This window comes from Kocuria sp. KH4 (genome assembly GCF_053711175.1).
This window is the reverse complement of the sequence record NZ_JBSJYX010000002.1, coordinates 83,067-104,337: the sequence shown is the minus strand read 5'-3', so window position 1 is coordinate 104,337 and position 21,271 is coordinate 83,067. Positions and strand designations below refer to the sequence as shown.

The following is a 21,271-nucleotide window of genomic DNA, read 5'->3' as shown; positions in this document are numbered from 1 at the left end:
CTAGCGAGGCGCCCGGCCGGCGACGATGCCGCTCCCGCCCCGGCCGGTCCCGGCCGGCGGGGTCCCGTCAGTGGGTGGGGAAGCCCAGGTTGACCTGCGACTCGGAGGGCTCCGGCCAGCGGGTGGTGACCAGCTTGCGGCGGGTGTAGAAGTTGAACGACTCCGGCCCGTACATGTGGGTGTCGCCGAACAGGGACTTCTTCCAGCCGCCGAAGGAGAACGCGCCGATCGGCACCGGGATCGGGACGTTGATCCCCACCATGCCCACCTCGATGTCGAACTGGTACTCCCGGGCGGTCTTGCCGTCGCGGGTGAACACGGCGGTGCCGTTGGCGAACTGGTTGGCGTTGATCAGCCGCACGGCCTCGTCGTAGCTGCCGACCCGCACGACCGACAGGACCGGGCCGAAGATCTCCTCGTCGTAGACCTTCATCCCCGGCTTCACGTGGTCGATGAGCGACACGCCCGTGAAGAAGCCCTCGCCCTCGAACTCCTGCTTCGTGCCGTCGACCACGACGGTCGCGCCCTCGGCCTCCGCCCCGGCCACGTAGCCGTTGACCCTCTCCAGGGCCTGCGGGGTGATGAGCGGGCCCATCTCCGAGGCGGGGTCGGTGCCCGGGCCGATGGTCAGCCTCCCGACCCGCTCGGTGATCCTCTCGATCAGCGGGTCCGCCGTGTCGCCCACGGCCACGACCACCGAGATGGCCATGCAGCGCTCCCCGGCGGAGCCGTAGGCGGCGGAGACCGCGGCGTCGGCCGCGCCGTCGAGGTCGGCGTCCGGCATGACCACCATGTGGTTCTTCGCCCCGCCCAGCGCCTGGACGCGCTTGCCGTGGGCGGCCGCGGTCTCGTAGATGTACTGGGCGATCGGGGTGGATCCCACGAAGGACACGGCCTTCACGAGCGGGTTGGTCAGCAGCTCGTCCACGGCGACCTTGTCCCCGTGGACCACGTTGAGCACGCCCGGGGGCAGGCCGGCCTCGGCGAAGGCCTCGGCGATCCACACGGAGGCGGACGGGTCCCGCTCCGAGGGCTTCAGCACCACGGTGTTCCCGGCGGCGATCGCGGTGGTGATCATCCACAGCGGCACCATGGCCGGGAAGTTGAACGGGGTGATGCACGCGACCACGCCCACCGGCTGGCGGATCTGGTGCACGTCCACGCCGGTGGCGGCCTGCTCGAGGTGCTCGCCCTTCAGGTGGTGCATCAGCCCGGTGCAGAACTGCACGTTCTCCAGCCCGCGGGCGATCTCCCCGGCCGCGTCCGAGAGCACCTTGCCGTGCTCGGCGGTGACGATCTCGGCCAGCTCCGGGGTGCGCTCCCGGATGATGTTCTCGACCTTGAACATGATCGCGGTCCGCTTGGCCAGGCTGGTGGCCCGCCAGCCGCGCAGCGCGGCCTCGGCGGCCTCCACGGCGGTGGCGACCTCCTCGGCGGAGGCCAGCAGCACCTGCCGGGCCACCTGCCCGGTCGCGGGGTTGTAGACGGGCGCGGTCCGCTCGGAGCCGCCGTGGCGCCTCCCGTCGATGAAGTGCTCGATGACCTCCCCGGCGCCCCGGGGGTCCTGGGCGCCCTGCTCGGCGTCCTGCTGCGCGCGGGCCTCGGCGCTCTGCTTGGTGTCCTGCATGGTGTCCTCCTGGTGGGTGGTCGTCGCTCAGGCCTTCTCCGGGTCCCAGCCCGGGATCTTCCCGTCCGGGGCGGCGTACTTGGTGATGAGGGAGCAGTCCTTGTCCCCGTAGCCCTCGTCGATAAGCTGCTGCAGCCGCTCGGCCACGAGCTCCGCGGCGGGCAGCCGCACGCCGGTCTGCTCGCCGGCCATCAGGGCCAGGCCGGCGTCCTTGGCGGCGAGGGCCGCGCTGAAGGTCGCCTCGAAGTTGTTGTTGGCCGCGGCGGAGTCCACGAGGCCGGGCACCGGGTACCAGGTCTGCAGAGCCCAGGAGTTGCCGGAGGACACCGAGGCGATGTCCCAGAACACCTTCGGGTCCAGGCCGAGCCGGTCGGCGAGCACGGAGCCCTCGGCGCAGGCCTCGAGGCAGATGAACAGCATCATGTTGTTGACGATCTTGGCGGACTGGCCGGTGCCGGCCTCGCCCGTGGCCACGATCTTGCGCGCCATCGGCTCGATGCAGGCGGAGGCGGCCGCGACGTCGTCGGCCTCCCCGCCGACCATGAACGTCAGGGTGCCGGCGGCGGCGCCGCTGATCCCCCCGGAGACCGGCGCGTCCACGAAGCGGAAGCCGGCCTCCCGGGCGGCCCGGTGCAGCTCCAGCGCGGTCTCCACGTCGATCGTGGAGCTGTCCACGAGCAGCGCGTCCTTCGGCGCGAGCGCGATCACGCCCGTGTCCCCGAGGTAGACCGCCCGGGCGTGCTCGCCCTTGGGCAGCATCGTGAACACGACCTCCGCCCCCTCGAGGGCCTCCGCCATGCTGTCGAACGTCTGCACGCCCCGGTCCCGGGCGGCGGCCATGGCGGCGGCGCTGACGTCGTGGCCGCGGACCTCGTGGCCCGCCCGGACGAGGTTCGCGGACATCGGGTTGCCCATGTGGCCGAGGCCGATCCAGGTGATGGTGGTCATCGTGTGTTCCCTTCGGTGAGGTCGTGAACGGCGGGGGTCGTGCACAGCGCGCCCAGCGGCGGACCGGGGAACCGGTCCGCCGCTGGGCGCGGGCGGTGCGGGTCGGCGGGGATCAGGAGATCCGGTCCCGGGCGGCCTTCTCCTCGGAGAGCCGGCGCCGGTCCTCGGCGTCGACGTCCTGGAGGGAGATGCCCTTGGTCTCGCGCAGCGTCGCCACCGCGATCAGGGTGACGAGGCAGGCCGCGGCGATGTAGACGGCGATCGGCACCCACGAGTCGAACTCGCGCAGCAGGGCGGTCGCGATGATCGGGGCCAGCGAGCCGGCCACGATCGAGGTCACCTGGTAGCCCAGGGAGACGCCGGAGTAGCGCATCCGGGTGGGGAACATCTCGGCCATGATCGCCGGCTGCCCGGCGTACATGAGCGCGTGGATCATCAGGCCCAGGGTGATGGCCGCGAGGATGACGACGCTGTTGTCGGTGTCGAACATCGGGAACGCGACGAAGGCCCAGACGGCGCCCAGCGCGGCGCCGGCGGCGTACATCGGGCGCCGGCCCACCCGGTCGGTGAAGCGGCCCACGATCGGCACGCAGATCGCGTGGATCACGTGGGCGATCAGCAGCAGCAGCAGGATCCGGCTGGTGTCCACGTCCCGCTGGGTGGAGAGGTAGGTGATCGAGAAGGTCACCACCACGTAGTAGAGGATGTTCTCCGCGAAGCGCAGGCCCATGGCGCCGAAGACGCCGCGGGGGTAGCGGCGGAAGACCTCGCCCACGCCGTAGGCGGCGGACTTCTTCTCGAGGACCTCCTGCTGGGCCTCCTTGAAGATCGCGGCGTCGGTCACGTGGGTGCGGATGTAGTAGCCGATGGCCACGATGACGATCGAGAGCCAGAAGCCCACGCGCCAGCCCCAGGCCAGGAACGCCTCCTCGGAGAGGGTGAAGGAGAGGGTGAGCAGCACGACGGTGGCCAGCAGGTTGCCCAGCGGCACGGCGGCCTGCGGGAAGCTGGACCAGAAGCCGCGCTCCTTGTTGGGGGAGTGCTCGGCCACGAGCAGCACGGCCCCGCCCCACTCGCCGCCCACCGCGAAGCCCTGCACGAAGCGCAGCACCACCAGCATGGCCGCGGCCCAGTAGCCGACCTGGTCGTAGCCGGGCAGGCAGCCCATGAGGAAGGTGGCGGCGCCGACCATGACGATCGAGATCTGCAGCAGGTGCTTGCGGCCGTACTTGTCGCCGAAGTGGCCGAAGACGATGCCGCCCAGCGGGCGGGCGATGAAGCCGACGGCGTAGATCAGGAACGCCTTGAGGATGCCGTCCAGCGGGTTGCCGGTGTCCACGAAGAACAGCTGGCCGAAGACCAGCGTGGAGGCCGTGGCGAAGAGGAAGAACTCGTACCACTCCACGACCGTGCCGGCCATGGAGGCCGCCACGACCTTCTTCAGCCCGCCCCGGTTCTCCGGCGAGTCGTTCGGGTCCGCCGAGGCGGCGACCCTGTCCTCAGTGCTCATGGGATGCTCCTGCTGCTGGGTGAACGGTGACGGTGGTCACATTGTTTGCCTACAGTGTGCGGATCTGTGGTGCGCTTCACAATGACCATGCGCTCGCAGTACCTGTGCAAAAATGCACATGACATCCAGATGTGCGCAGTTCCCGGCGCTGTGCGCCGCCCCGGAGGAGAAGCCCCTTGTCACACGGCGCCGACGACCTCCTGCTGCTGCTCGCCGTGGTCCGCCACGGCTCCTACACGGGTGCTGCGGCGGAGCTCGGGCTCAGTCACACCACCGTGTCCCGGCGGGTGGCCGGGCTCGAGCGGGCCGTGGGCGCCCGGCTGCTCGTGCGCTCCGGGGACATGTGGGAGCCCAGCGAGCTGGGCCGGAAGTTCGTGGCCGCCGGCGAGGAGATCGAGCACGCCGTGGACGCCCTGCCCCTGGGGCAGGGCGGGCGCGGCCACTCGGTCAGCGGCGTGGTGCGGGCGCTGGCCCCGGACGGCTTCGGGGGCGTGGTCATGGGCGCGGCCATGCGGCACGTCGTGCAGGAGCACCCCGGGGTGCGGCTGGAGATGATCAACGCCGCCCGGCGGGCGCAGACGAACCCGGTGGGCATCGACCTGGAGGTGGTCGTCGGGCGTCCGGAGGTCTCCCGCAAGGAGGCCTTCCACCTGGCCGACTACTCCCTGGGCGTCTACGCGGCGCGGGACTACCTGGCCGCCCACCCGCCGCTGCGCACCCCCGAGCAGGTGCAGGACCACCCGCTGGTCTACTTCGTGGACTCCATGCAGGACGTCGCGGAGCTCGACATCCCGCGCCGGCGGTTCCCGCGGATGCGCCAGGGCGTGGGCGCCACCTCCTCGGTGGTGCACGTGGAGCTCACCCGGGCCGGCGCCGGGATCGGGCTGCTGCCCTGCTACCTCGCCGAGCGCGTCCCGGAGCTGGTGCGGCTCTTCCCGGAGGAGCTGTGGTTCCCGGTGGAGTACTGGGTGGTCTCCCGGGCGGACCTGCTGCGCCGCCCGGCCGTGCAGGCCGTGATGACCGCGGTCCGGGCGGCGGTGGCGGAGCTGCGCGAGGAGCTCGTCGCCGCCCCGGGCCCCCGGGCCTGACCGGCCCGGGGGCGGACGGGAGGCTACCGGGAGCGGAGGATGTCGTAGACCGAGGAGTCGTCGTGCCGGCCGTGGCCCTCGCGGCGGCCGCGCACGTAGAGCTGCTCGGCCGCCGAGGCCAGCGGCACCGGCTGCTCGACCGCCCGGGCGGCGTCGGTGACCAGGCCCATGTCCTTGACGAAGATGTCCAGGGCGGAGCGGACCTCCGCCTGGTCGCCCTGCAGCATCCGCGGGCCGCGGTCCTCGAACATGAAGGACGTGGCGGCCCCGGTGGAGAGCACCTCCAGGCACTGCGCCGGGTCCAGGCCCATGGAGTCGGCCAGCGCCAGGGCCTCGCCCGCCACGGCGATGTGCACGCCGCACAGCAGCTGGTTGACCACCTTGAAGCGCTGCCCGTCGCCCACCCGGGGTCCGACCACGGGCGCGTTGGCGGCCATCGCGTCCAGCAGCGGCCGGACCGCGGCCACGTCCTCCTCGGCGCCGCCGACCATCACGAGCAGGTCGCCGGTGGCGGCCCGCGCCGTCCCGCCGGACACCGGGGCGTCCACGACCCGCCGCACCCCGCGGGCCTCGAGGCCCTGCGCGCAGGCCTCCACGGCCTGGGGCCCCACGGTCGCCATCACGAGCAGCACCGTCTCCGGGGTCAGGGAGCCGGCGATGCCGCGCTCGCCGAACAGGACGTCGTGCAGCTGGGCGCCGGTGGCGACCATGACGACGACGACGTCCGCGCCGGCCGCCGCCTCGCGGGGGTCGGCCAGCAGCGCCACGGCGTCGCCCACGTGCTCCTGGGCGCGGGGCGAGACGTCGAAGCCGCGGACGGGGAAGCCGGCACGGGCCAGGGTGAGGGCCATGGGGGCGCCCATGGCGCCGAGGCCGAGGAAGCCGACGGACAGGGGAGTGCTCATGACGGGTTCTCCTGGGATGCAGAGGTGCGGGGTTGTGCGGTGGCCCGGGCGCGCTCGGCGGCCCGGTCGAGGACGTCCACCACGTCGGCGAGGGCGGACTCCCCGCCCACGTTGCCGGGGAAGACCACGTAGGGCCCGCCCCGGGTGGCGGCGGGGGCGTCGGTGGGCTGGAACAGGGAGATCTGGCCGGGGAAGAACTGGCCGGTCACGCTCGCCCGGCGGATGCCGAGGCCCCGGTGGGCGACCTCGTGGGAGGTGATCCCGCCCTTGGCCACGACCCACGCCGGACGGGACCGGGCCACGCCGTGCACCACCTCCACGAGGGCGTCCGAGACGGAGCGGGCGATGGCCAGCGACTCGTCGGGGTCCTCCGTGCGCACGAGCTCGCGGCTGGTCCACACCACCGCGTCGCGGCTCGCCAGCGCCTCGACGACGCGCGCGACCGCGGCGGCCACGTGGGCGTCCCGGGCGGCGTCGTCGAGCAGGGTGGGCACGTCCAGCTCCACCTCGGCGAGGTCCCGCCGGGCGCGCAGCTCGGCCAGCTGGCGGTTGGTCAGCCCCACGTGGGAGCCGACCGCCACGAGCCCGTGGGGCAGCCGCCCGGGACCCACCGTGATGTCCTCGGGCCCGAGCACCCGCGAGTCCGTGAGACCGGCGAGCGGGCGCACGAAGGACGGCCCGCAGCGGGTGACGAACGTGCGGCCCTCGGCCTCGAGCACGGCGAGGGCCCGCGCCACCGTGTCCAGGTCGGCGTAGTCCGTGGCGTTGACCACCACCCAGGCCCGGTCCCGGGCCCGGCGCAGGATGTCCGCGACCGCCTCCGTGCCGCCGGTGCGGATGTCCTCCAGGCCGACGGACAGGATCGCGTCCCGCTCGATCGCCCCGCCGGAGCGCTCCACGAGGAAGTCCTTGAGGTCGGAGGAGGAGTAGCCGAAGGTGGCGTCGGCGGCGAAGTCGGTCTCGCCCACGGGCATCGGCTTCCCCTGCAGGACGGCGTAGTGGACGTCGTGCTCGGTGTAGCGGCCGGCCTCGATCATGGCCGGGGCGAAGAGGAAGCCGTCGACCGCCACCCCGTGCTGGGCGAGCACGTCCGCCAGGGCGGTGGGCTCGGCGACGACGTGCCCGCGCAGGGTCGAGTCGCTGCGGGAGACCAGGTGGGGCAGGGGCCGCCCCTCGGCGGCGAGCTCCCGCAGCACCGCCGCGACGAGCCCGGTGTTGAGCGCCACGGCCTCGGCCTCCGGGCGGGCGCGGCTGTTGGTGAGCACGAAGCAGGTGCGCCCGGGGTGCCGGACGACGTCGAGGACGGGGGCGGGGTCGAGCTCGAGGACGACGTCGACGTCGTGGACGCACTGGGACCCGGTGGGGTCGTCGTCGAGCACGAGCAGCGTGCGCGGGGTGGTCATGCGGAGGACTCCTTGCGGGGCGTCGGGGTGGTCAGGAGAGGACGAGCCACATGGCGGAGACCACCAGGAACCCGACCACGGACGTGGCCGTGCACAGCACGGAGTACGTCCGCAGGGCGGTCCCGGTCGGGACCCGGAAGTAGCGGCTCCAGACCCAGAAGAGGGAGTCGTTGACGTGGCTCAGGGCCATGGAGCCCACGCCGATGGACAGCGCGAGCATGGCCATCTGGACGGGGGAGAGGCTCTGCGCCGCGGCCAGGGGCGCGATCAGCGGCGCGGTGGTGAGGATCGCGACGGTGGCCGAGCCCTGCGCCGCCCGGATGAGGGCGGCCATGAGGTAGGCCAGCACGATGACGGGCAGCCCGGTCCCGCCGAGGACCTCCGCCACAGCCTCGGAGACGCCCGTCTCCCGCAGCACGTAGCCGAACATGCCGCCGGCGCCGGTGATGAGGATGACCGCGGCCACCGGCGGCAGCGCGGAGTTGATGACGTGCTCGGTCTCCTCGCGGCCCCAGCCGCGGCGGTAGCCCAGCAGGACCGAGGCGGTGATCACGCCGATGAGCAGGGCCATCGGGGACGCGCCGACCATGGAGAGCACGGTGCGGATCCCGTTGTCCTCGGGCAGCACCAGCGCGCTGGTGGTCTGCAGCATGATCAGCAGCAGCGGCAGGGCGATCATCGCCAGCACCAGGCCGGTGCTGGGCGCCTTGGTCTTGACCACGCCGGTGTGGCCGGTGCCGCCGACGCTCTGCAGGACGTCGTCCTGCGAGATCTCCACGTGGGCGGTGCGGGCCAGCCGCATGGCCAGCCAGTGGCCGAACAGCCACATCGGGATCGCCGGGACGAAGGACAGCAGCAGCACGAGGCCGATGTCGGCGCCCAGCAGCTCGGAGCCGCCCACGATGCCCGGGTGCGGCGGCACGATGACGTGCACGGTCAGCATGGCGATCACGATGGGCAGGGCGTAGGCGAGCATGTTGCCGCCGAGCCGGCGGGCCACGCCGAAGACGATCGGGATGAGCACGATCAGCCCGACGTCCACGAACACCGGGATGCCGAAGATGAAGCCGGTCGCGCCCAGGGCGAAGGGGGCGCGCTTCTCCCCGAACTTGTCGAGCAGCCAGCGGGCCAGGACGTCGGCCCCGCCGGAGACCTCGATGATGCGGCCCAGCATGGCGCCGAGGGTGACGATGAGGGCGACGCTGCCCAGGGTGTTGCCCATGCCGGTGGTCAGCGTGGGGACGACCTCGGCGAGCGGGATGCCGGCGGCCAGGGCGAGCCCGGCGGCGGCGATCATCAGGGCGAGGAAGGGGTGCACCTTGCCCTTGATGATCAGGCCCAGGATGACCACGACGGCGGCCAGTCCCAGCAGGACGAGTGTGGTGGTGGTCATGAGTTCCTCGGTGAGCTCCGGGCCCGCAGGCCGACCTGTAAGATGTCAGACATCTTATGTGAGCTGCGCCACGTCGTCAACGCCCGATCCTACTCCCGGCGGAAGGCCGGACCTCCGCCGCGGGGCGGTTGCTACGCTTTCTGTACAGAGGCGGGAGCGTGCACCGGCGCCGCTGTCAGCCGTCCCCCCGCCCCGAGAAGGAGCACCATGGCCCGCCCGTCCCTGGTCGACCAGGTCGCCGACGCCCTCCTCGACCGGATCATCGCGGGGGACCTCCCGCCCGGCGCGGTGGTGCCCGGCGAGATCGACCTGAGCGCGGAGCACCAGGTCAGCCGCATGACGGTGCGGGAGGCGATCAAGACGCTGGCCGCCCAGCGCATCCTGCGCGTGGAGCGCGGGCGGGGCACGTTCGTGAACCCCGTGTCCCGGTGGGCGTCCCTCGACGCCGTGATCCGGGCGGTCTCGGCGGCGCAGGACGACGCGGCGGCGGCCGTGCAGCTGATCGAGCTGCGCCGCTTCCTGGAGACCGGCGCCTGCGAGCTGGCCGCCGGGCGGCTCTCCGCCGAGGAGCTGGCCGGGCTGGCCGGGGACGCCGACGCCATGGAGGACGCCCACCGGGCCCGGGACGTGGCGGCCTTCGTGACCGCCGACCTGCGCTTCCACGAACGCATCCTGCAGGCCTCGGGCAACGTGTTCGTCGCCGTGCTGTTCGAGCCCCTGCACCGCGTGCTCACGGAGCGGCGGGCCCAGACCTCCCGGGTGCCGCAGATCCAGGCCCACGCCATCGCCGAGCACCGCAAGATCGTCACCGCCCTGGCCTCCGCCGACCCCGCCCGGGCCCGGCAGGCCATGGACGAGCACATGCAGCAGACGCTCGCCGACCTCAAGACCTACGTGCTCGGGGACGCGTCCCCGGCCGACCGCTGACCGCAGATCCCGAAGGACCGTGCCCATGCGCGCCCACCTGCTCGACGTCGTCACCTCCGCCCTCGCCGCCCGCACCGCCGTGCCGGCGCTGAGCACCTACGACTTCACCACCGCCCGGGCCGTGGTGGAGGCCAGCGAGCGCGCGGACCGCCCCGTGATCCTCCTGGTCCCCCCGAAGGCCGCCGCCGGGACCGGCGGGCGCCGCCTCATCACCGCGCTGCGCGGGCTGGCCGACGACGCCGCCACCCCGGTGTGCGTCCAGCTCGACCACGCCGTGGACCTGGACCTGGTCGAGCACGCGGTGGCGGCCGGCGCCGACGCCGTCCTGGCCGACGGCTCCGCCCTGCCCGCCGCCGAGAACGCCGCGTTCGTCGCCCGGGCCCGGGAGCTCGTGGGCCCCGGCGTGGTGGTCGAGGCGGAGCTCGGCAGCCTGCCCGGGGACGAGGACACGGCCCGGGTCTCCGAGGCCGGGGGCATGACCGATCCCGGGGAGGTCCCCGGGTTCCTGGCCCGGTCCGGGGCGGACCTGCTGGCCGTGGCCGTGGGCAACGTGCACGGGCACTACCGGGGCACCCCGCGGCTGCACTGGAGCCGCCTGGAGCAGATCTGCGAGGTCGCCGAGCGGACCCCGCTCGTGCTGCACGGCGCCTCCGGGATCCCCGAGACCATGCTGGTCCGCGCGCCGCTGGCGGGCATCGGCAAGATCAACATCAACACCGAGCTGCGCTCGGCCGTCCTCGCCGCCCTGACGGACCGGGTGGAGCAGCGCCGGTGCCAGGGTCTGGACCTGTGGGCGCTGCTGGGGGACTGGACCGAGGCGGTGGGCGAGTTCACCACGCTGGCCCACCGGCTGACCACCGCCGAGGCGCGCTCCAGGAATTCCTGAGCCCCGGTCCGTCGTTGCCGCATACCGTGCCCCGCGCGCCCGGTCCGCCGGCCGCCCGGGGCATCCGCTCCACCACCGCACCACGAGCAGAGGAGTCCTTCCATGGAATACACCCGACTCGGCAGTTCCGGCCTGTCCGTCTCCCGGCTGGCCCTGGGCACCATCCCCTTCGGCTCCGGCGGAGGGTTCGAGAAGATCGCGGGGCTGGGCCCGGACGAGGCCCGCCGGCAGATCGACGAGGCCCTCGACCGCGGCGTGAACTTCATCGACACCGCCAACCTGTACTCCGGCGGGGACGCCGAGCGGGTGCTCGGCCAGGTGCTGGGCGGCAGGCGGGACGACGTCGTCCTCACCTCCAAGGCCCGCACCCCCACCGGGGACGGCCCCAACGACGGCGGCGCGAGCCGCATCCACGTGACCCGGGCCGTCGAGGACAGCCTGAAGCGGCTGCGGACCGATCACCTGGACCTGCTCTACCTGCACCAGTGGGACGGGCAGACCCCGATCACCGAGACCATCGCCACCGCCAACGAGCTGATCCGGGCCGGGAAGATCCGCTACTGGGGTGTTTCGAACTACAACGGCTGGCAGCTGGCCAAGACGGTCTACGAGGCGCGCCTGGCCGGGCTGGAGGGCCCGGTCGCCCACCAGGCCTACTACACCCCCGAGGCCCGGGAGATCGAGTACGAGATCGTCCCGGCCGCCCGCGACCTCGGGCTGGCGACCTTCGGCTGGAGCCCGCTGGGGGAGGGCCTGCTCAACGGGAAGGTCCGCCGCGGCGCCGAGACCCCGTCCGACACCCGCCAGGGCACCGGCTGGCCGGAGCCCCACGTGGTGGACCGGGACCGCGCCTACGACCTCATCGAGCTCTTCGACGGGATCGCCCGGGAGCTGGGCTGGACGATCCCCCAGGTGGTGATCTCCTGGATCCTGGGCCGCCCGGGCATCGACGGCACCGTGATCGCCGCCCGGCGGTTCGAGCACCTGCAGGAGGACCTCGACGCCGCCGAGCTGACGCTGCCGCAGGAGGCCCGGGACCGGATCACGGCCGCGTCCCAGCTGCCCGCCTACTACCCGCTGTGGCACCGGCTGCTCAACGGCCAGGACCGCCCCGAGCCCGCGGAGGCGGAGTTCTACGCCGAGCAGCGCGGCCACGTCCTCGGCGAGGACCCGGCCCAGGCGTAGTCACCGCGGAGGACCCCCTGGCATCCGGCGCCGCCGGCGGGGCCCTCCGCGTACGCTGACCGGAGTGCTGCGAGGCCCCCCGTCCCGACCGACCCGAAGGTGAGAGCGATGACCGACCCGGCCGCCCGGCTCCTCTATCTGGACTGCGACACCGGCATCGACGACGCCGTCGCCCTGGCCTATCTGCTGGCCACCCCCTCGGTCGAGCTGCGGGGCATCGGCACCGTCAGCGGCAACACCGACGCCGGGACCGCGGCCCGCAACACGGTGGACCTGCTGGCCCTGCTGGGCCGCTCCGAGATCCCGGTGGCGGTCGGCGCCCGGGACGCCCTCCGGGGCCGGTTCGGCGGTGGCAGCCCGGCGGTGCACGGCGGCAACGGCGCCGGGGACGTGGAGCTGCCGCGGGCGTCCGCGGACCCGGTGGCCGAGGCGGCGGACGCGATGCTGAGCCGGCTGGCCCACGAGCACCCGGGCGAGCTGCACGTGCTGGCCACCGGTCCGCTGACCAACCTCGCCCGCGCCCTGCGGCGGGACCCCGAGCTGCCCGGGCTCGTGGCCGGCGTCACCGTCATGGGCGGCGCCGCCCTGGTCCCCGGCAACCGCACGCCGGTCGCCGAGGCCAACATCTCGCACGACCCCGAGGCCGCCGCCGAGGTGCTCGCCGCCGCGTGGGAGGTGACCCTGGTGCCGCTGGACGTCACCATGGACCACCGCCTGGACGAGGACCAGCGGCAGCAGCTCGCCGCCGTCGACCACCCCGCGCTGTCCGCGCTCGCCGCGATGCTCGAGCGCTACGCCGGCTTCTACACCGGGGTCTACGGCCGGCCCCTGTCCGCCCTGCACGACCCCCTGGCCGCGGCGCTGGCGGCCGGCACCGTGGAACCGTCCCTCGCGCCGCGGGCGGCGGTCCAGGTCGACACCACCGACGGGCCGGGACGCGGCCAGACGATCTGCGACCTGCGCGGGCGCTTCGCCGGCTATCCCGCCCCCGCCGGCGCCCGGTGCCGCGTGGTGCTCGAGCTGGCCGAGGACTTCGCGCCGCACCTGCTGGACACGCTCCGCCGGCTCGGCCCGGCCGCGGATCCCGCGCGGGCCGCGCTCACCGTGGTGGGCAGCATCAACCTCGACCTCACGGCCGTGTGCGAGCGGCTGCCCGCGCCCGGGGAGACCGTCGCCGCCGCGGACCTGCAGCGGCAGCCGGGCGGCAAGGGCGCCAACCAGGCCGTGGCCGCCGCCCGGCTCGCCGGCCGCGCCCGGATGGTCGGGGCCGTCGGCGACGACCCGGACGGCGGCGCCCTGCTGCGCAGCATGGCGGCCGCCGGCGTCGACACCACCGGCGTGCGCCGGGTGGCGGCGCCGACCGGCACCGCCCTCATCACCGTGGACCGCCACGGGGAGAACCAGATCACCGTCTGCGCCGGGGCCAACGCCGAGGTGTCCCTCGAGGGCGTGACCCTCGCGCCGGAGGACGTGGTGCTCTGCCAGCTGGAGATCGAGCTCGACGCCGTGCTCGAGACCGCCCGGCGCACCCCGGGCTTCTTCGCCCTCAACGCCGCCCCGGCCCGGCCCCTCCCGGCCGAGCTCGTGGAGCGGTGCGACCTCGTGATCGTGAACGAGACCGAGTACGCCCGCATCCCCGCACTGGCCGACGCGAAGCTCGTCGCGGTGACCTACGGCGCCCGCGGCTCGGCCCTCTACGCGCACGGGCGGCGAGTCGCCTCCGCCCCCGCCCACGAGGTCGCCGTGGTCAGCACGGTCGGCGCCGGCGACGCCTTCTGCGCCGCCCTGGTGCTGGCCCTCGCCGCCGGGCTCGACCACGGGACGGCCCTGCGCGCCGCCAACGCGGTGGGCGCCCACGCCGTCGGCGACGCCTCCTCGCAGCCGGCGTTCTCCCCGCTGGAGCACTACCTGCCCTCCCCGGCCGCCGGTCCTGCCTAACCGTCCGCGGCACCGGCCGGCCCCGGCGTCCCGAAGTTCCAGGGGTCCGGGGTCGGTGCCGAGAACTACGCTGGGGGCATGACCTCCCAGCCTCCACGGCGACCGGCGCCCTGGCAGCCCGGTGCCCCTGCCGCGCCCGCGGGCGTCCGGCCTCCCGGCCCGCCCGCGGGGTGGCCCGCGGCTCCGTACCCGGGCCGCCCCGGCGGCGCGGTCCCGCAGTTCGGGATCTCGACGACGGCGCCGGTCACCTACGCGGAGTTCTACCGCACGCCCCGCAACCGCTGGTGGAAGGGCCTCACCAGCATCCTGGTGCTCTGCGCGGCGGTGCTGCTGTTCTCGCTCGTGCTGACCCTCGGCGCCATGGGGATCGACCTCGTCCTGGGCGCCACCACGATGGACGACCTGGCGAGCGGTCGGATCACCATGACGCCGGTGCTGCTGCTGGCCAGCAATCTCACGCTGGTGCTCTCGGCCGTCGTCGCCCTGCTCCTCCACCGGTTCCTGCACCGGCAGCCGGTGGGCACCCTGCACTCGGTGCTGGGCCGCTTCCGCTGGGGCTGGTGCGGGCGGGCCGCCCTGGTCGTAGTGCCGCTGTTCGTGGTCTACGTGGGGCTGGTGACCCTCGCGGAGGTGCCGGGCTCGCTCTCCCTGGATGCGACCGCGTGGGCCTTCCTCGCGGTCGTCCTGCTGACCACGCCCCTGCAGGCGGCCTCCGAGGAGTACATCTTCCGCGGGGTGATCCAGCGCGCGGCCGGCTCCTGGGTCTCCGGCACGGTCCCGTCCCTGGTGCTCGGCACCCTGGTGAGCGCGGTGCTGTTCTCGGTGGCGCACTTCGCCACCGACGTGTGGCTGATCGTCTACTACCTGGTCTTCGGGATCGCGATGTCCCTGCTGAGCCAGGCCACGGGCGGGCTCGAGGCGGCCTCGCTGGTGCACGCGGCGAACAACGTCATGCTCTTCCTCGTGGCCACCGCCGCGGGACAGATGAGCGAGGGGATCGACCGCTCGGCCGGCGCCGGCGGCCCGTTCATGCTGGTGCCGATGCTGGTCATCTCGGCTCTCGCCGCCGTCCTGGTCGTCCTCGCCCGCCGGCGGGGACTGGCCGACCGGGCCGCTCCGCCGGCGACCGCCTGAGGCCGCGGCCCGGCGCACCGGCCGGGAGAAGCCTGGGAATCCGGGGGCGTCGCGCGGCGACGCGGACGGCCGGTCACTAGGCTCGGGTCCGTGACCGGACTCCGTGGAGCGGCTCTGCTCGAAGTGCTCAGTGCCGCCGCCACCAACACCGGTGCGGCGCTGCTGGTGGCGGCCCTGCTCATCCGGTGCCTCTACCTCGGCTGGCACCGGACCGAGGCCCTGCACGTGCTCACGGACGGGGAGTCCTGCCTGCGCTGGCACACCACGCGCTACGAGATCCACGAGGAGCCGTGGCCGGACCCGCCGGCGCCGGCCCCCGCCCCGGGGGCCGAGGTGACGGTCTACTACCGCGTCCGCGATCCGCGCCGGTGGGCGCTCACGGCCCCCTACCGCATGACGCGGTGGCTGTTCTGGACCGGCGCCGTCCTCACGGTGGTCGGCCTGCTCCTGCCCGTGCTGCTCGGCTGAGCGGTCAGCGCACGGCCCTGCTGCGGGCCGCCCTGTTGCGCCCGGCCAGGCTCTCGGCCACGCCGATCAGCAGCACCGCGGCGATCACGGCCACGATGAAGCCCAGGACGTTGAGCTCGAAGATGTCGCCGGTGCCCAGCGCGCTGGCGATGACGCCGCCGATCACCGAGCCGGCCAGGCCCAGCAGCAGCGTGGCGAGCAGGCCGAGGTGCTGCTTGCCGGGCTTGACGAGCCGAGCGAGGGCGCCGATGACGAGTCCGGCAACGATGAATCCGATCATGGGGGGTCTTCCTTCTCCGGTCGGGGGTCCCGGCGGCGACGGGGTTCTTCTGATGTGCCGCGCCCTAAATACTACGCATACTGCCGATTTCCCCGCACGGACCGGGACGGGCCGGGCCCCCGGGCGGGACGGTCCGGCGCACGGCCTCGATCGCCGGACGTCCGGGCGGTACGGTGAACGGCGTCACCGCCCAGCACCCACACCGGAGGTCGTCGTGAAGATTCGTGGAGCCGTCCTGGAGACCATGGAGGCCACCGCCCCGTACGCCGCGTCGCAGCCGCTGCGCGTCGAGGAGCTCGAGCTCGGCGAGCCCGGGCCCACCGAGCTGCGCGTGCGGATCACCGCCGCCGGGGTGTGCCACTCCGACCTCTCCGTGGTCAACGGCAACCGGCCGCGGCCCCTGCCGATGCTGCTGGGGCATGAGGCGGCCGGCGTCGTCGAGCGCGTGGGCGCCGAGGTCACCGACCTTACGGCGGGCCAGCACGTGGTGATGGCGTTCCTGCCGCGCTGCGGCGAGTGCGCCGCGTGCAGGACGGAGGGGCTGCTGCCGTGCACGGTCGGGTCGAAGACCAACGCCTCCGGCACCCTGATCGAGGGCTCCCGGCACCTCAGCTCCGAGGCCCGCGGCACCGTCCACCACCACCTGGGGGTCTCCGGGTTCGCCACCCACGCCGTGGTGGACCGCCGCTCCGTGGTGCCCGTGGGCGAGGACGTCCCGGCCCCCATCGCCGCCGTCATGGGCTGCGCGGTGCTCACCGGGGGAGGGGCCGTGCTCAACGCGGCGCGAGCCACCCCCGACGACGCCGTGGCCGTGGTCGGTCTCGGCGGCGTGGGTCTCGCCGCGGTGCTGGTCGCCAAGGCCGTGGGCTGCCGCCGGGTGATCGCCGTGGACGCGCTGCCCGAGAAGCTGGAGCTGGCCCAGGAGTTCGGCGCCAACGAGGCGCTCACCCCGGACGAGCTCGTGGCGCTGGCGGACAAGCCGCGCGTGGTGATCGAGGCCGCCGGGCACCCGCGGGCGTTCGAGACCGCGTTCAACGCCACCGCCGTGGGCGGGGTGACCGTCACCGTGGGCCTGCCGGCACCCGGGGCGATGTCGCAGATCGAGCCGCTGAAGATCACCGCCGAGGCCCGCCAGATCATCGGCAGCTATCTCGGCTCCGCCGTGCCGGCGGTGGACATCCCCAAGTACGAGCAGATGTGGCGCGACGGCGCGCTGCCCCTGGAGAAGCTGATCACCTCCCACATCACCCTCGACCAGATCAACGAGGCGATGGACGAGCTGGATGCCGGGCGGGCGGTGCGGCAGGTGATCGAGTTCTGAACCTCGCCGTCCGCGACCCTAACTGAGGGGCGCTACCGTGCTCGCGACCGAAAACGTCGGGGACGGCATCGGGCGGCGTAGTTTCCAAATAATCGACATGGGTTTGGATCCTTCGTGCGACACGTAGTCGACGGGACCCAAAAAAACGTATGGCGAGGTGCCGGCCTCCTGCGTCGGGGATTCGCGGACAAACAGCATGATGTGGCTGTCTTGCGCGGTGTGGCGTTGATATCGCTGTCCCGCTGCGGACTCCGGAGTGGTCTGGTTTTGGGACTCCCAATGGAAGAGCGTCTCAGAGATCGCGTAGTCCTTGTACATGGTGTTGGGTGAGAAGTCCTTCTCCGACTTGTGGAGTGTGACGAGGAGTGCCTCGCAGCGTGATGACGGGATCCAGGACACTCCTTCTCGCACTGTGCCAGGAGTGCGCTGTCCCTCTTCTCCCATGCCCAAACCGGCCAGAAGCTCCTCCCGGGTGTAGTGGGCATGGGTCTGCAAGGGAATGTCGGTATACCCGGTACCCAGCGGTCGCGGCAGGTTGCGGGCGTTGTCATTGGTGACATCGATGAGCTGCGTCAGCTCGTTCCGCAGGATGGCGTGCGATCGAAGCAGATGGAGGCCACTTTCCAGGTCGTTCGGCCCACCGCTCTTCGGGCCTTGCGGCCAGAAGGAGTAGTAGAGCATGCGTGCCATTCGCTGCTCCTTGAGCGGCAGAGAGGATACCGGCGGTGCATCCGGTTGAAGGAGAAGCTCATAGGACCGGAGGCGGGCAGGGTCGTCCACACTGAGGAACGCCTTGGCGCGCTGCAGCAGACTGAGAACTTCACCCTCCCGATCTGCGGTCGGCCACAAAACATCGGGAACTAATCCACCAGCACGACGGAGGGTGTTCCAAGTTGTCGGCCGACCGTCGAACTTGCTTCGGCGGTAAATGTCCGATGCCTCCGAGAGAGAGTCCGTCAGATACTGGCGCAGGCTGTACGACTCGGGCACTGGCTGCTGCGCCGCCAGGTCTTTGATCTCGTCGACCACCTGCCTCGTGGTCAGGCGTAGCTGGCGTTTGACGTTGTTGAGCACCACGGACTGGGCGACCGTGTCGAAGACGATCTGCGTGCCAGAGGGAAGGAAGGAAAAGCCGTCCTCCAGGTCCTTGGCCAGGCGTGTCCGGCTCGACCCCGTCACGGCACGGTATTTCAAATCGAATCGGAACTCGCGGTGCTGAAACCCAATGAAGTCCAGAACAGTCAGTACCGGCTTATCAGGAGCCAGTCGCAGACCGCGTCCCAGTTGTTGCAGGAACAACGTGGAGGATTGCGTCGGTCGCAGCATGAGGATGGTGTCGACTTGCGGAATGTCCAGACCCTCGTTGAACAGATCGACGGCAAAAACCGCGCGCAGTTCTCCACGCTGCAGCGCCTTGAGCACGGTCCGTCGCTCATCGCTGGAACTCTGACCCGACAATGCCGCGGACGGCAGCCCAGACGCCGTGAACTTCTGCGCCATGTACTCCGCATGTTTGACAGAAACGCAAAAGCCGATGGCTTTCATGCGGTGCGGATCGAGCACCTTGTCGTTGAGAGCCTGCAACACCTTGGCGGTGCGTGCGTCATTGCCCGTGTAGACGGCATCCAGTTCCTTATCCTCGTATCGCCCCCTCCGGAACTGAAGCGATGACAGGTCGACACCATCGGAGACGCCGAAGTAGTGGAACGGTGTGAGCAGCTGCTGGTCGAGGGCATCCCACAAGCGCAGTTCGCTGGCAATGCGGCCCTCGAAAAACCGTTCCGCGACGTTGACGCCATCGCCGCGTTCGGGTGTGGCGGTGAGGCCGAGGAGCTCCTGGGGGCAGAAATGCTCAATAATCTTTCGGTAGGTCGGAGCATCGGCATGGTGGAACTCGTCGATGACCACCACGTCAAAGGCATCGGGGGCAAAGCGATCCAGGCTCTTGGCGTGGAGGGATTGAATCGACGCGAAGACGTGCTTTCCTCGAACTGGCTGATGGCCGTCGACCATGAGTTCGCCAAACGCACCGTCGCGCAGCACCGTGGCGTAGGTCTGACGCGCCTGTTCGAGGACTTCCCGTCGGTGGGCCACGAAGAGCAACGAAAGCTCGTTGAGGGCGCCGTCCTGCAGTCGGCGATAGTCCAAAGCCGCGAGAATGGTTTTCCCCGTGCCTGTCGCGGCAACCACGAGATTTTGGTGGCGGTCGTGAATGACCCGCTCGGCCTCCAGCTCTTGAAGCATTTGCGCTTGATAGGGGTAGGGCTGAACGTCCAAGTGCGCAATGGACACGTCCGAAGACATTCGCCCGCCACCTTCAGCGAGGGCTCTCGCCAGGCGTTCGCCGTCATCGTCCGGGTGGTAGGGCTCAAAGCTCTCTGACGCCCAGTAGCTCTCGAAGGTCGCCTCAAACTTCTGGAGGAGCGCCGGCGTCGCGACGGAGGAGAGGCGGACGTTCCACTCAAGCCCGTCCAGCATGGCGGCGTGCGACAGATTCGAGCTGCCGACATAGGCCGTGCTAAAGCCGGTCCTGCGGTGGAACATCCACGCCTTGGCGTGCAGGCGCGTATTGCGGGTTTCGTAGCTGACGCGCACCTCCGCGCCGTACTTGCGCGCCAATGCGTTGATGGCCTTGGCGTCGCTGGCCCCCATGTAGACCGTGGTGAGCACCCGGAAAGGTACGCCACGGTCCTTCACATTCTGTAGCTCCTTATCCATCACATGGAGCCCAGACCACTTCACAAAGGCGATCAGAAGATCCACCCGGTCGGCACTTTCCAGCTCCTTGGCAATTTCCCGGCCCACCTGTGGTTCGTGTGGAGTGTTGGTGAGCAGTGCCGCGTCTGACAGAGGCGTTGCTGGCCTCTGCAAAGGCTTGCCGGCCTCCTGGGAGACGGCAATCAATTGGCGAGGACCTGGGGCAATATAGAATGTTTCATCTGCTTCTTGGCCAAGAAGTTCCAGAATGCGGTTTGCCTCGTCGACGCGATGCCGTGCTGGAACTGACTGCAAATGCCTGTGAATGCGATGCGCCAGGTAGCGGCTTAAGACATGGGGGCTGTCCGCATCGTCAACATCATCGAGCGCCACCCTTCCGGGTGCCAACGTCGCTAGGTGCTCAGTAAGCCGCTCATCCTCGAGATGCTCGTACAAACCGGGGAAGAGTCGCTCGTTGGCAGTGGAGGGTGTTGGGCGCATAGGCGCAGCCTAGATGCGGTACATGGTCTGGCCCCGTCGAGGGCAGGCCTTCGAGTGTCGCGGCTACGGTGCTCGAGCGGAATCTGGGAATGGCTCGGGGTGCTTCCGCCTATGCCATCCTGCAGATCGAGTTCGTGGTCAGTACGCACGGATGGGGAGGCTCTAGGCGGACCGTGGAGAAATGTCCCCATAAGTGTGATCACACATGGGACGACACGCCATCGCCATTTGCAGTCGTAATGCGAAGATGAGAAGACGCCCCCGACGGCGCCTCACCCCCCATTCTGGAGGCCCCCGATGCTTTTCGGACTCTTTTCCCGTGCCCGCGCTGCCGTTTCCAAATTGCCCGCTGCCGGTGGCCCGCACCGGGCGACCGCCGCCTCGGTGGTTGCGGCAGGACTGCTCCTTGCTGGGGGTGTAATGCCTGCCGAAGCCGCGGGTACCTACAGCGCCCCGTTGCGCACCGCGGTGAAGTCCCTTCCGGTGGCTGCGGAGAACAATGCCGGCTATGACCGGGACCGTCAGTTTGGCGACTGGAACGACGCCAATCGCGACTGCCAGAACACCCGGGCCGAGGTACTGCAGAACGAGTCCAAGGTGAAGACCAGCTTCACCACCGCCAAGCGCTGTACCGTCAAAGGCGGGCGCTGGGTCACCACCTGGGACGGAAAAACCCACACCTCGGCCACTACCGTGCAGATCGACCACACCGTCCCCGTGCACGAGGCCTGGGGCTCCGGGGCCAGGAACTGGACGAAGACCAAGCGTGTGGCGTTCTACAACGACCTCGGGGATCACCGCACCCTCAGCGCCCAGACCTCCAAGCTGAACTCCACCAAGCAGGCCCGCGGCCCGGAAGAGTGGATGCCGCCCAAGCACCGCTGCGCCTATGTGGGGGAGTGGGTGGCGGTGAAGATCCGCTGGGGTCTGAAGGTCGACTCCAGGGAAAAGGCAGAACTGACCCGGATTGCCGGCTCCTGCACCAACGTCACCCTTACCGTCAGAAAAGCCTGATCGCCGATCGAAGGGTGAGCGCTTTTCCGTAGAGATTGAGCACTGC

17 protein-coding genes and 1 pseudogene are annotated in these 21,271 nt (G+C 71.3%); 10 read left to right on the top strand and 8 right to left on the bottom strand.

Annotated features, from left to right (window positions below; all coding sequences use genetic code 11):
- Positions 1 to 67: 67 nt before the first annotated feature.
- The 3 genes from ACWCOM_RS02595 to ACWCOM_RS02585 form a co-directional block, all read right to left on the bottom strand.
- Complete coding sequence (locus tag ACWCOM_RS02595) at positions 68 to 1,627, bottom strand: CoA-acylating methylmalonate-semialdehyde dehydrogenase (RefSeq protein ID WP_454547174.1); 1,560 nt, start codon at positions 1,625 to 1,627, stop codon at positions 68 to 70.
- Between the two features lie 27 nt (positions 1,628 to 1,654).
- Positions 1,655 to 2,620: a 3-hydroxyisobutyrate dehydrogenase gene (gene mmsB, locus ACWCOM_RS02590; RefSeq protein WP_454547173.1), complete on the bottom strand. Its 966-nt coding sequence runs from the start codon at positions 2,618 to 2,620 to the stop codon at positions 1,655 to 1,657.
- Positions 2,621 to 2,687: 67 nt separating this feature from the next.
- Positions 2,688 to 4,085: an MFS transporter gene (locus ACWCOM_RS02585; protein WP_454547172.1), complete on the bottom strand. Its 1,398-nt coding sequence runs from the start codon at positions 4,083 to 4,085 to the stop codon at positions 2,688 to 2,690.
- 176 nt (positions 4,086 to 4,261) lie between these two features.
- Here ACWCOM_RS02585 and ACWCOM_RS02580 point away from each other — a divergent pair, with 176 nt between their 5' ends.
- Complete coding sequence (locus tag ACWCOM_RS02580) at positions 4,262 to 5,173, top strand: LysR family transcriptional regulator (protein ID WP_454547171.1); 912 nt, start codon at positions 4,262 to 4,264, stop codon at positions 5,171 to 5,173.
- Positions 5,174 to 5,196: 23 nt separating this feature from the next.
- On the opposite strand, the gene ACWCOM_RS02575 is transcribed toward ACWCOM_RS02580, so the two are convergent.
- Genes ACWCOM_RS02575 through ACWCOM_RS02565 form a run of 3 tightly spaced genes read right to left on the bottom strand, consistent with a single transcriptional unit; the run spans position 5,197 to position 8,874 of the window.
- Positions 5,197 to 6,078 (bottom strand): NAD(P)-dependent oxidoreductase, encoded by an 882-nt coding sequence (locus ACWCOM_RS02575; protein WP_454547170.1) that lies wholly within the window; start codon positions 6,076 to 6,078, stop codon positions 5,197 to 5,199.
- Positions 6,075 to 7,481 (bottom strand): four-carbon acid sugar kinase family protein, encoded by a 1,407-nt coding sequence (locus tag ACWCOM_RS02570; RefSeq protein ID WP_454547169.1) that lies wholly within the window; start codon positions 7,479 to 7,481, stop codon positions 6,075 to 6,077. The genes ACWCOM_RS02575 and ACWCOM_RS02570 overlap by 4 nt, the downstream gene beginning before the upstream one ends.
- A gap of 31 nt (positions 7,482 to 7,512) precedes the next feature.
- Entirely contained in the window at positions 7,513 to 8,874 is a 1,362-nt protein-coding gene (locus ACWCOM_RS02565) for a GntT/GntP/DsdX family permease (RefSeq protein ID WP_454547168.1), read from the bottom strand.
- Positions 8,875 to 9,081: 207 nt separating this feature from the next.
- Here ACWCOM_RS02565 and ACWCOM_RS02560 point away from each other — a divergent pair, with 207 nt between their 5' ends.
- The 7 genes and pseudogenes from ACWCOM_RS02560 to ACWCOM_RS02530 all read left to right on the top strand — a co-directional run bounded on the left by ACWCOM_RS02560 (position 9,082) and on the right by ACWCOM_RS02530 (position 15,412).
- Positions 9,082 to 9,801, top strand: coding sequence for a FadR/GntR family transcriptional regulator (locus ACWCOM_RS02560; protein ID WP_454547167.1), 720 nt, complete (start codon positions 9,082 to 9,084; stop codon positions 9,799 to 9,801).
- 25 nt (positions 9,802 to 9,826) lie between these two features.
- The gene (locus ACWCOM_RS02555; protein ID WP_454547166.1) at positions 9,827 to 10,687 is read left to right on the top strand and encodes a class II fructose-bisphosphate aldolase; all 861 of its coding nucleotides are present in this window, start codon (positions 9,827 to 9,829) and stop codon (positions 10,685 to 10,687) included.
- A 102-nt stretch (positions 10,688 to 10,789) separates the two neighbouring features.
- Positions 10,790 to 11,872 carry an aldo/keto reductase gene (locus ACWCOM_RS02550; RefSeq protein WP_454547165.1) on the top strand — a complete coding sequence of 361 codons (1,083 nt, stop codon included), beginning with the start codon at positions 10,790 to 10,792 and terminating at the stop codon, positions 11,870 to 11,872.
- Between the two features lie 108 nt (positions 11,873 to 11,980).
- Positions 11,981 to 12,883 (top strand): annotated as a pseudogene (locus ACWCOM_RS02545) (nucleoside hydrolase); the annotation flags it as partial.
- Between the two features lie 36 nt (positions 12,884 to 12,919).
- The gene (locus ACWCOM_RS02540; RefSeq protein ID WP_454547316.1) at positions 12,920 to 13,810 is read left to right on the top strand and encodes a ribokinase; all 891 of its coding nucleotides are present in this window, start codon (positions 12,920 to 12,922) and stop codon (positions 13,808 to 13,810) included.
- Positions 13,811 to 13,888: 78 nt separating this feature from the next.
- On the top strand, positions 13,889 to 14,944 hold the full coding sequence (locus ACWCOM_RS02535; RefSeq protein WP_454547164.1) for a CPBP family intramembrane glutamic endopeptidase: 1,056 nt from the start codon (positions 13,889 to 13,891) through the stop codon (positions 14,942 to 14,944).
- A gap of 90 nt (positions 14,945 to 15,034) precedes the next feature.
- On the top strand, positions 15,035 to 15,412 hold the full coding sequence (locus tag ACWCOM_RS02530; protein ID WP_454547163.1) for a hypothetical protein: 378 nt from the start codon (positions 15,035 to 15,037) through the stop codon (positions 15,410 to 15,412).
- 4 nt (positions 15,413 to 15,416) lie between these two features.
- Here ACWCOM_RS02530 and ACWCOM_RS02525 read toward each other — a convergent pair whose 3' ends face one another.
- The gene (locus tag ACWCOM_RS02525) at positions 15,417 to 15,692 is read right to left on the bottom strand and encodes a GlsB/YeaQ/YmgE family stress response membrane protein (protein ID WP_454547162.1); all 276 of its coding nucleotides are present in this window, start codon (positions 15,690 to 15,692) and stop codon (positions 15,417 to 15,419) included.
- A 214-nt stretch (positions 15,693 to 15,906) separates the two neighbouring features.
- Between ACWCOM_RS02525 and ACWCOM_RS02520 the strand changes: the two genes are divergently transcribed.
- On the top strand, positions 15,907 to 17,013 hold the full coding sequence (locus tag ACWCOM_RS02520) for a zinc-binding dehydrogenase (RefSeq protein ID WP_454547161.1): 1,107 nt from the start codon (positions 15,907 to 15,909) through the stop codon (positions 17,011 to 17,013).
- Between the two features lie 18 nt (positions 17,014 to 17,031).
- Here ACWCOM_RS02520 and ACWCOM_RS02515 read toward each other — a convergent pair whose 3' ends face one another.
- On the bottom strand, positions 17,032 to 20,211 hold the full coding sequence (locus ACWCOM_RS02515) for a DUF3427 domain-containing protein (protein ID WP_454547160.1): 3,180 nt from the start codon (positions 20,209 to 20,211) through the stop codon (positions 17,032 to 17,034).
- Between the two features lie 297 nt (positions 20,212 to 20,508).
- Here ACWCOM_RS02515 and ACWCOM_RS02510 point away from each other — a divergent pair, with 297 nt between their 5' ends.
- Positions 20,509 to 21,225: an HNH endonuclease family protein gene (locus ACWCOM_RS02510; RefSeq protein ID WP_454547159.1), complete on the top strand. Its 717-nt coding sequence runs from the start codon at positions 20,509 to 20,511 to the stop codon at positions 21,223 to 21,225.
- Positions 21,226 to 21,271: the final 46 nt, after the last annotated feature.

Bases quoted from the DNA above. Each gene is read 5' to 3' on its own strand.
- ACWCOM_RS02595 (WP_454547174.1), bottom strand. From the start codon at position 1,627: ATGCAGGACACCAAGCAGAGCGCCGAGGCCCGCGCGCAGCAGGACGCC.
- ACWCOM_RS02585 (WP_454547172.1), bottom strand. From the start codon at position 4,085: ATGAGCACTGAGGACAGGGTCGCCGCCTCGGCGGACCCGAACGACTCG.
- ACWCOM_RS02575 (WP_454547170.1), bottom strand. From the start codon at position 6,078: ATGAGCACTCCCCTGTCCGTCGGCTTCCTCGGCCTCGGCGCCATGGGC.
- ACWCOM_RS02570 (WP_454547169.1), bottom strand. From the start codon at position 7,481: ATGACCACCCCGCGCACGCTGCTCGTGCTCGACGACGACCCCACCGGG.
- ACWCOM_RS02565 (WP_454547168.1), bottom strand. From the start codon at position 8,874: ATGACCACCACCACACTCGTCCTGCTGGGACTGGCCGCCGTCGTGGTC.
- ACWCOM_RS02560 (WP_454547167.1), top strand. From the start codon at position 9,082: ATGGCCCGCCCGTCCCTGGTCGACCAGGTCGCCGACGCCCTCCTCGAC.
- ACWCOM_RS02555 (WP_454547166.1), top strand. From the start codon at position 9,827: ATGCGCGCCCACCTGCTCGACGTCGTCACCTCCGCCCTCGCCGCCCGC.
- ACWCOM_RS02550 (WP_454547165.1), top strand. From the start codon at position 10,790: ATGGAATACACCCGACTCGGCAGTTCCGGCCTGTCCGTCTCCCGGCTG.
- ACWCOM_RS02535 (WP_454547164.1), top strand. From the start codon at position 13,889: ATGACCTCCCAGCCTCCACGGCGACCGGCGCCCTGGCAGCCCGGTGCC.
- ACWCOM_RS02525 (WP_454547162.1), bottom strand. From the start codon at position 15,692: ATGATCGGATTCATCGTTGCCGGACTCGTCATCGGCGCCCTCGCTCGG.
- ACWCOM_RS02515 (WP_454547160.1), bottom strand. From the start codon at position 20,211: ATGCGCCCAACACCCTCCACTGCCAACGAGCGACTCTTCCCCGGTTTG.
- ACWCOM_RS02510 (WP_454547159.1), top strand. From the start codon at position 20,509: ATGCTTTTCGGACTCTTTTCCCGTGCCCGCGCTGCCGTTTCCAAATTG.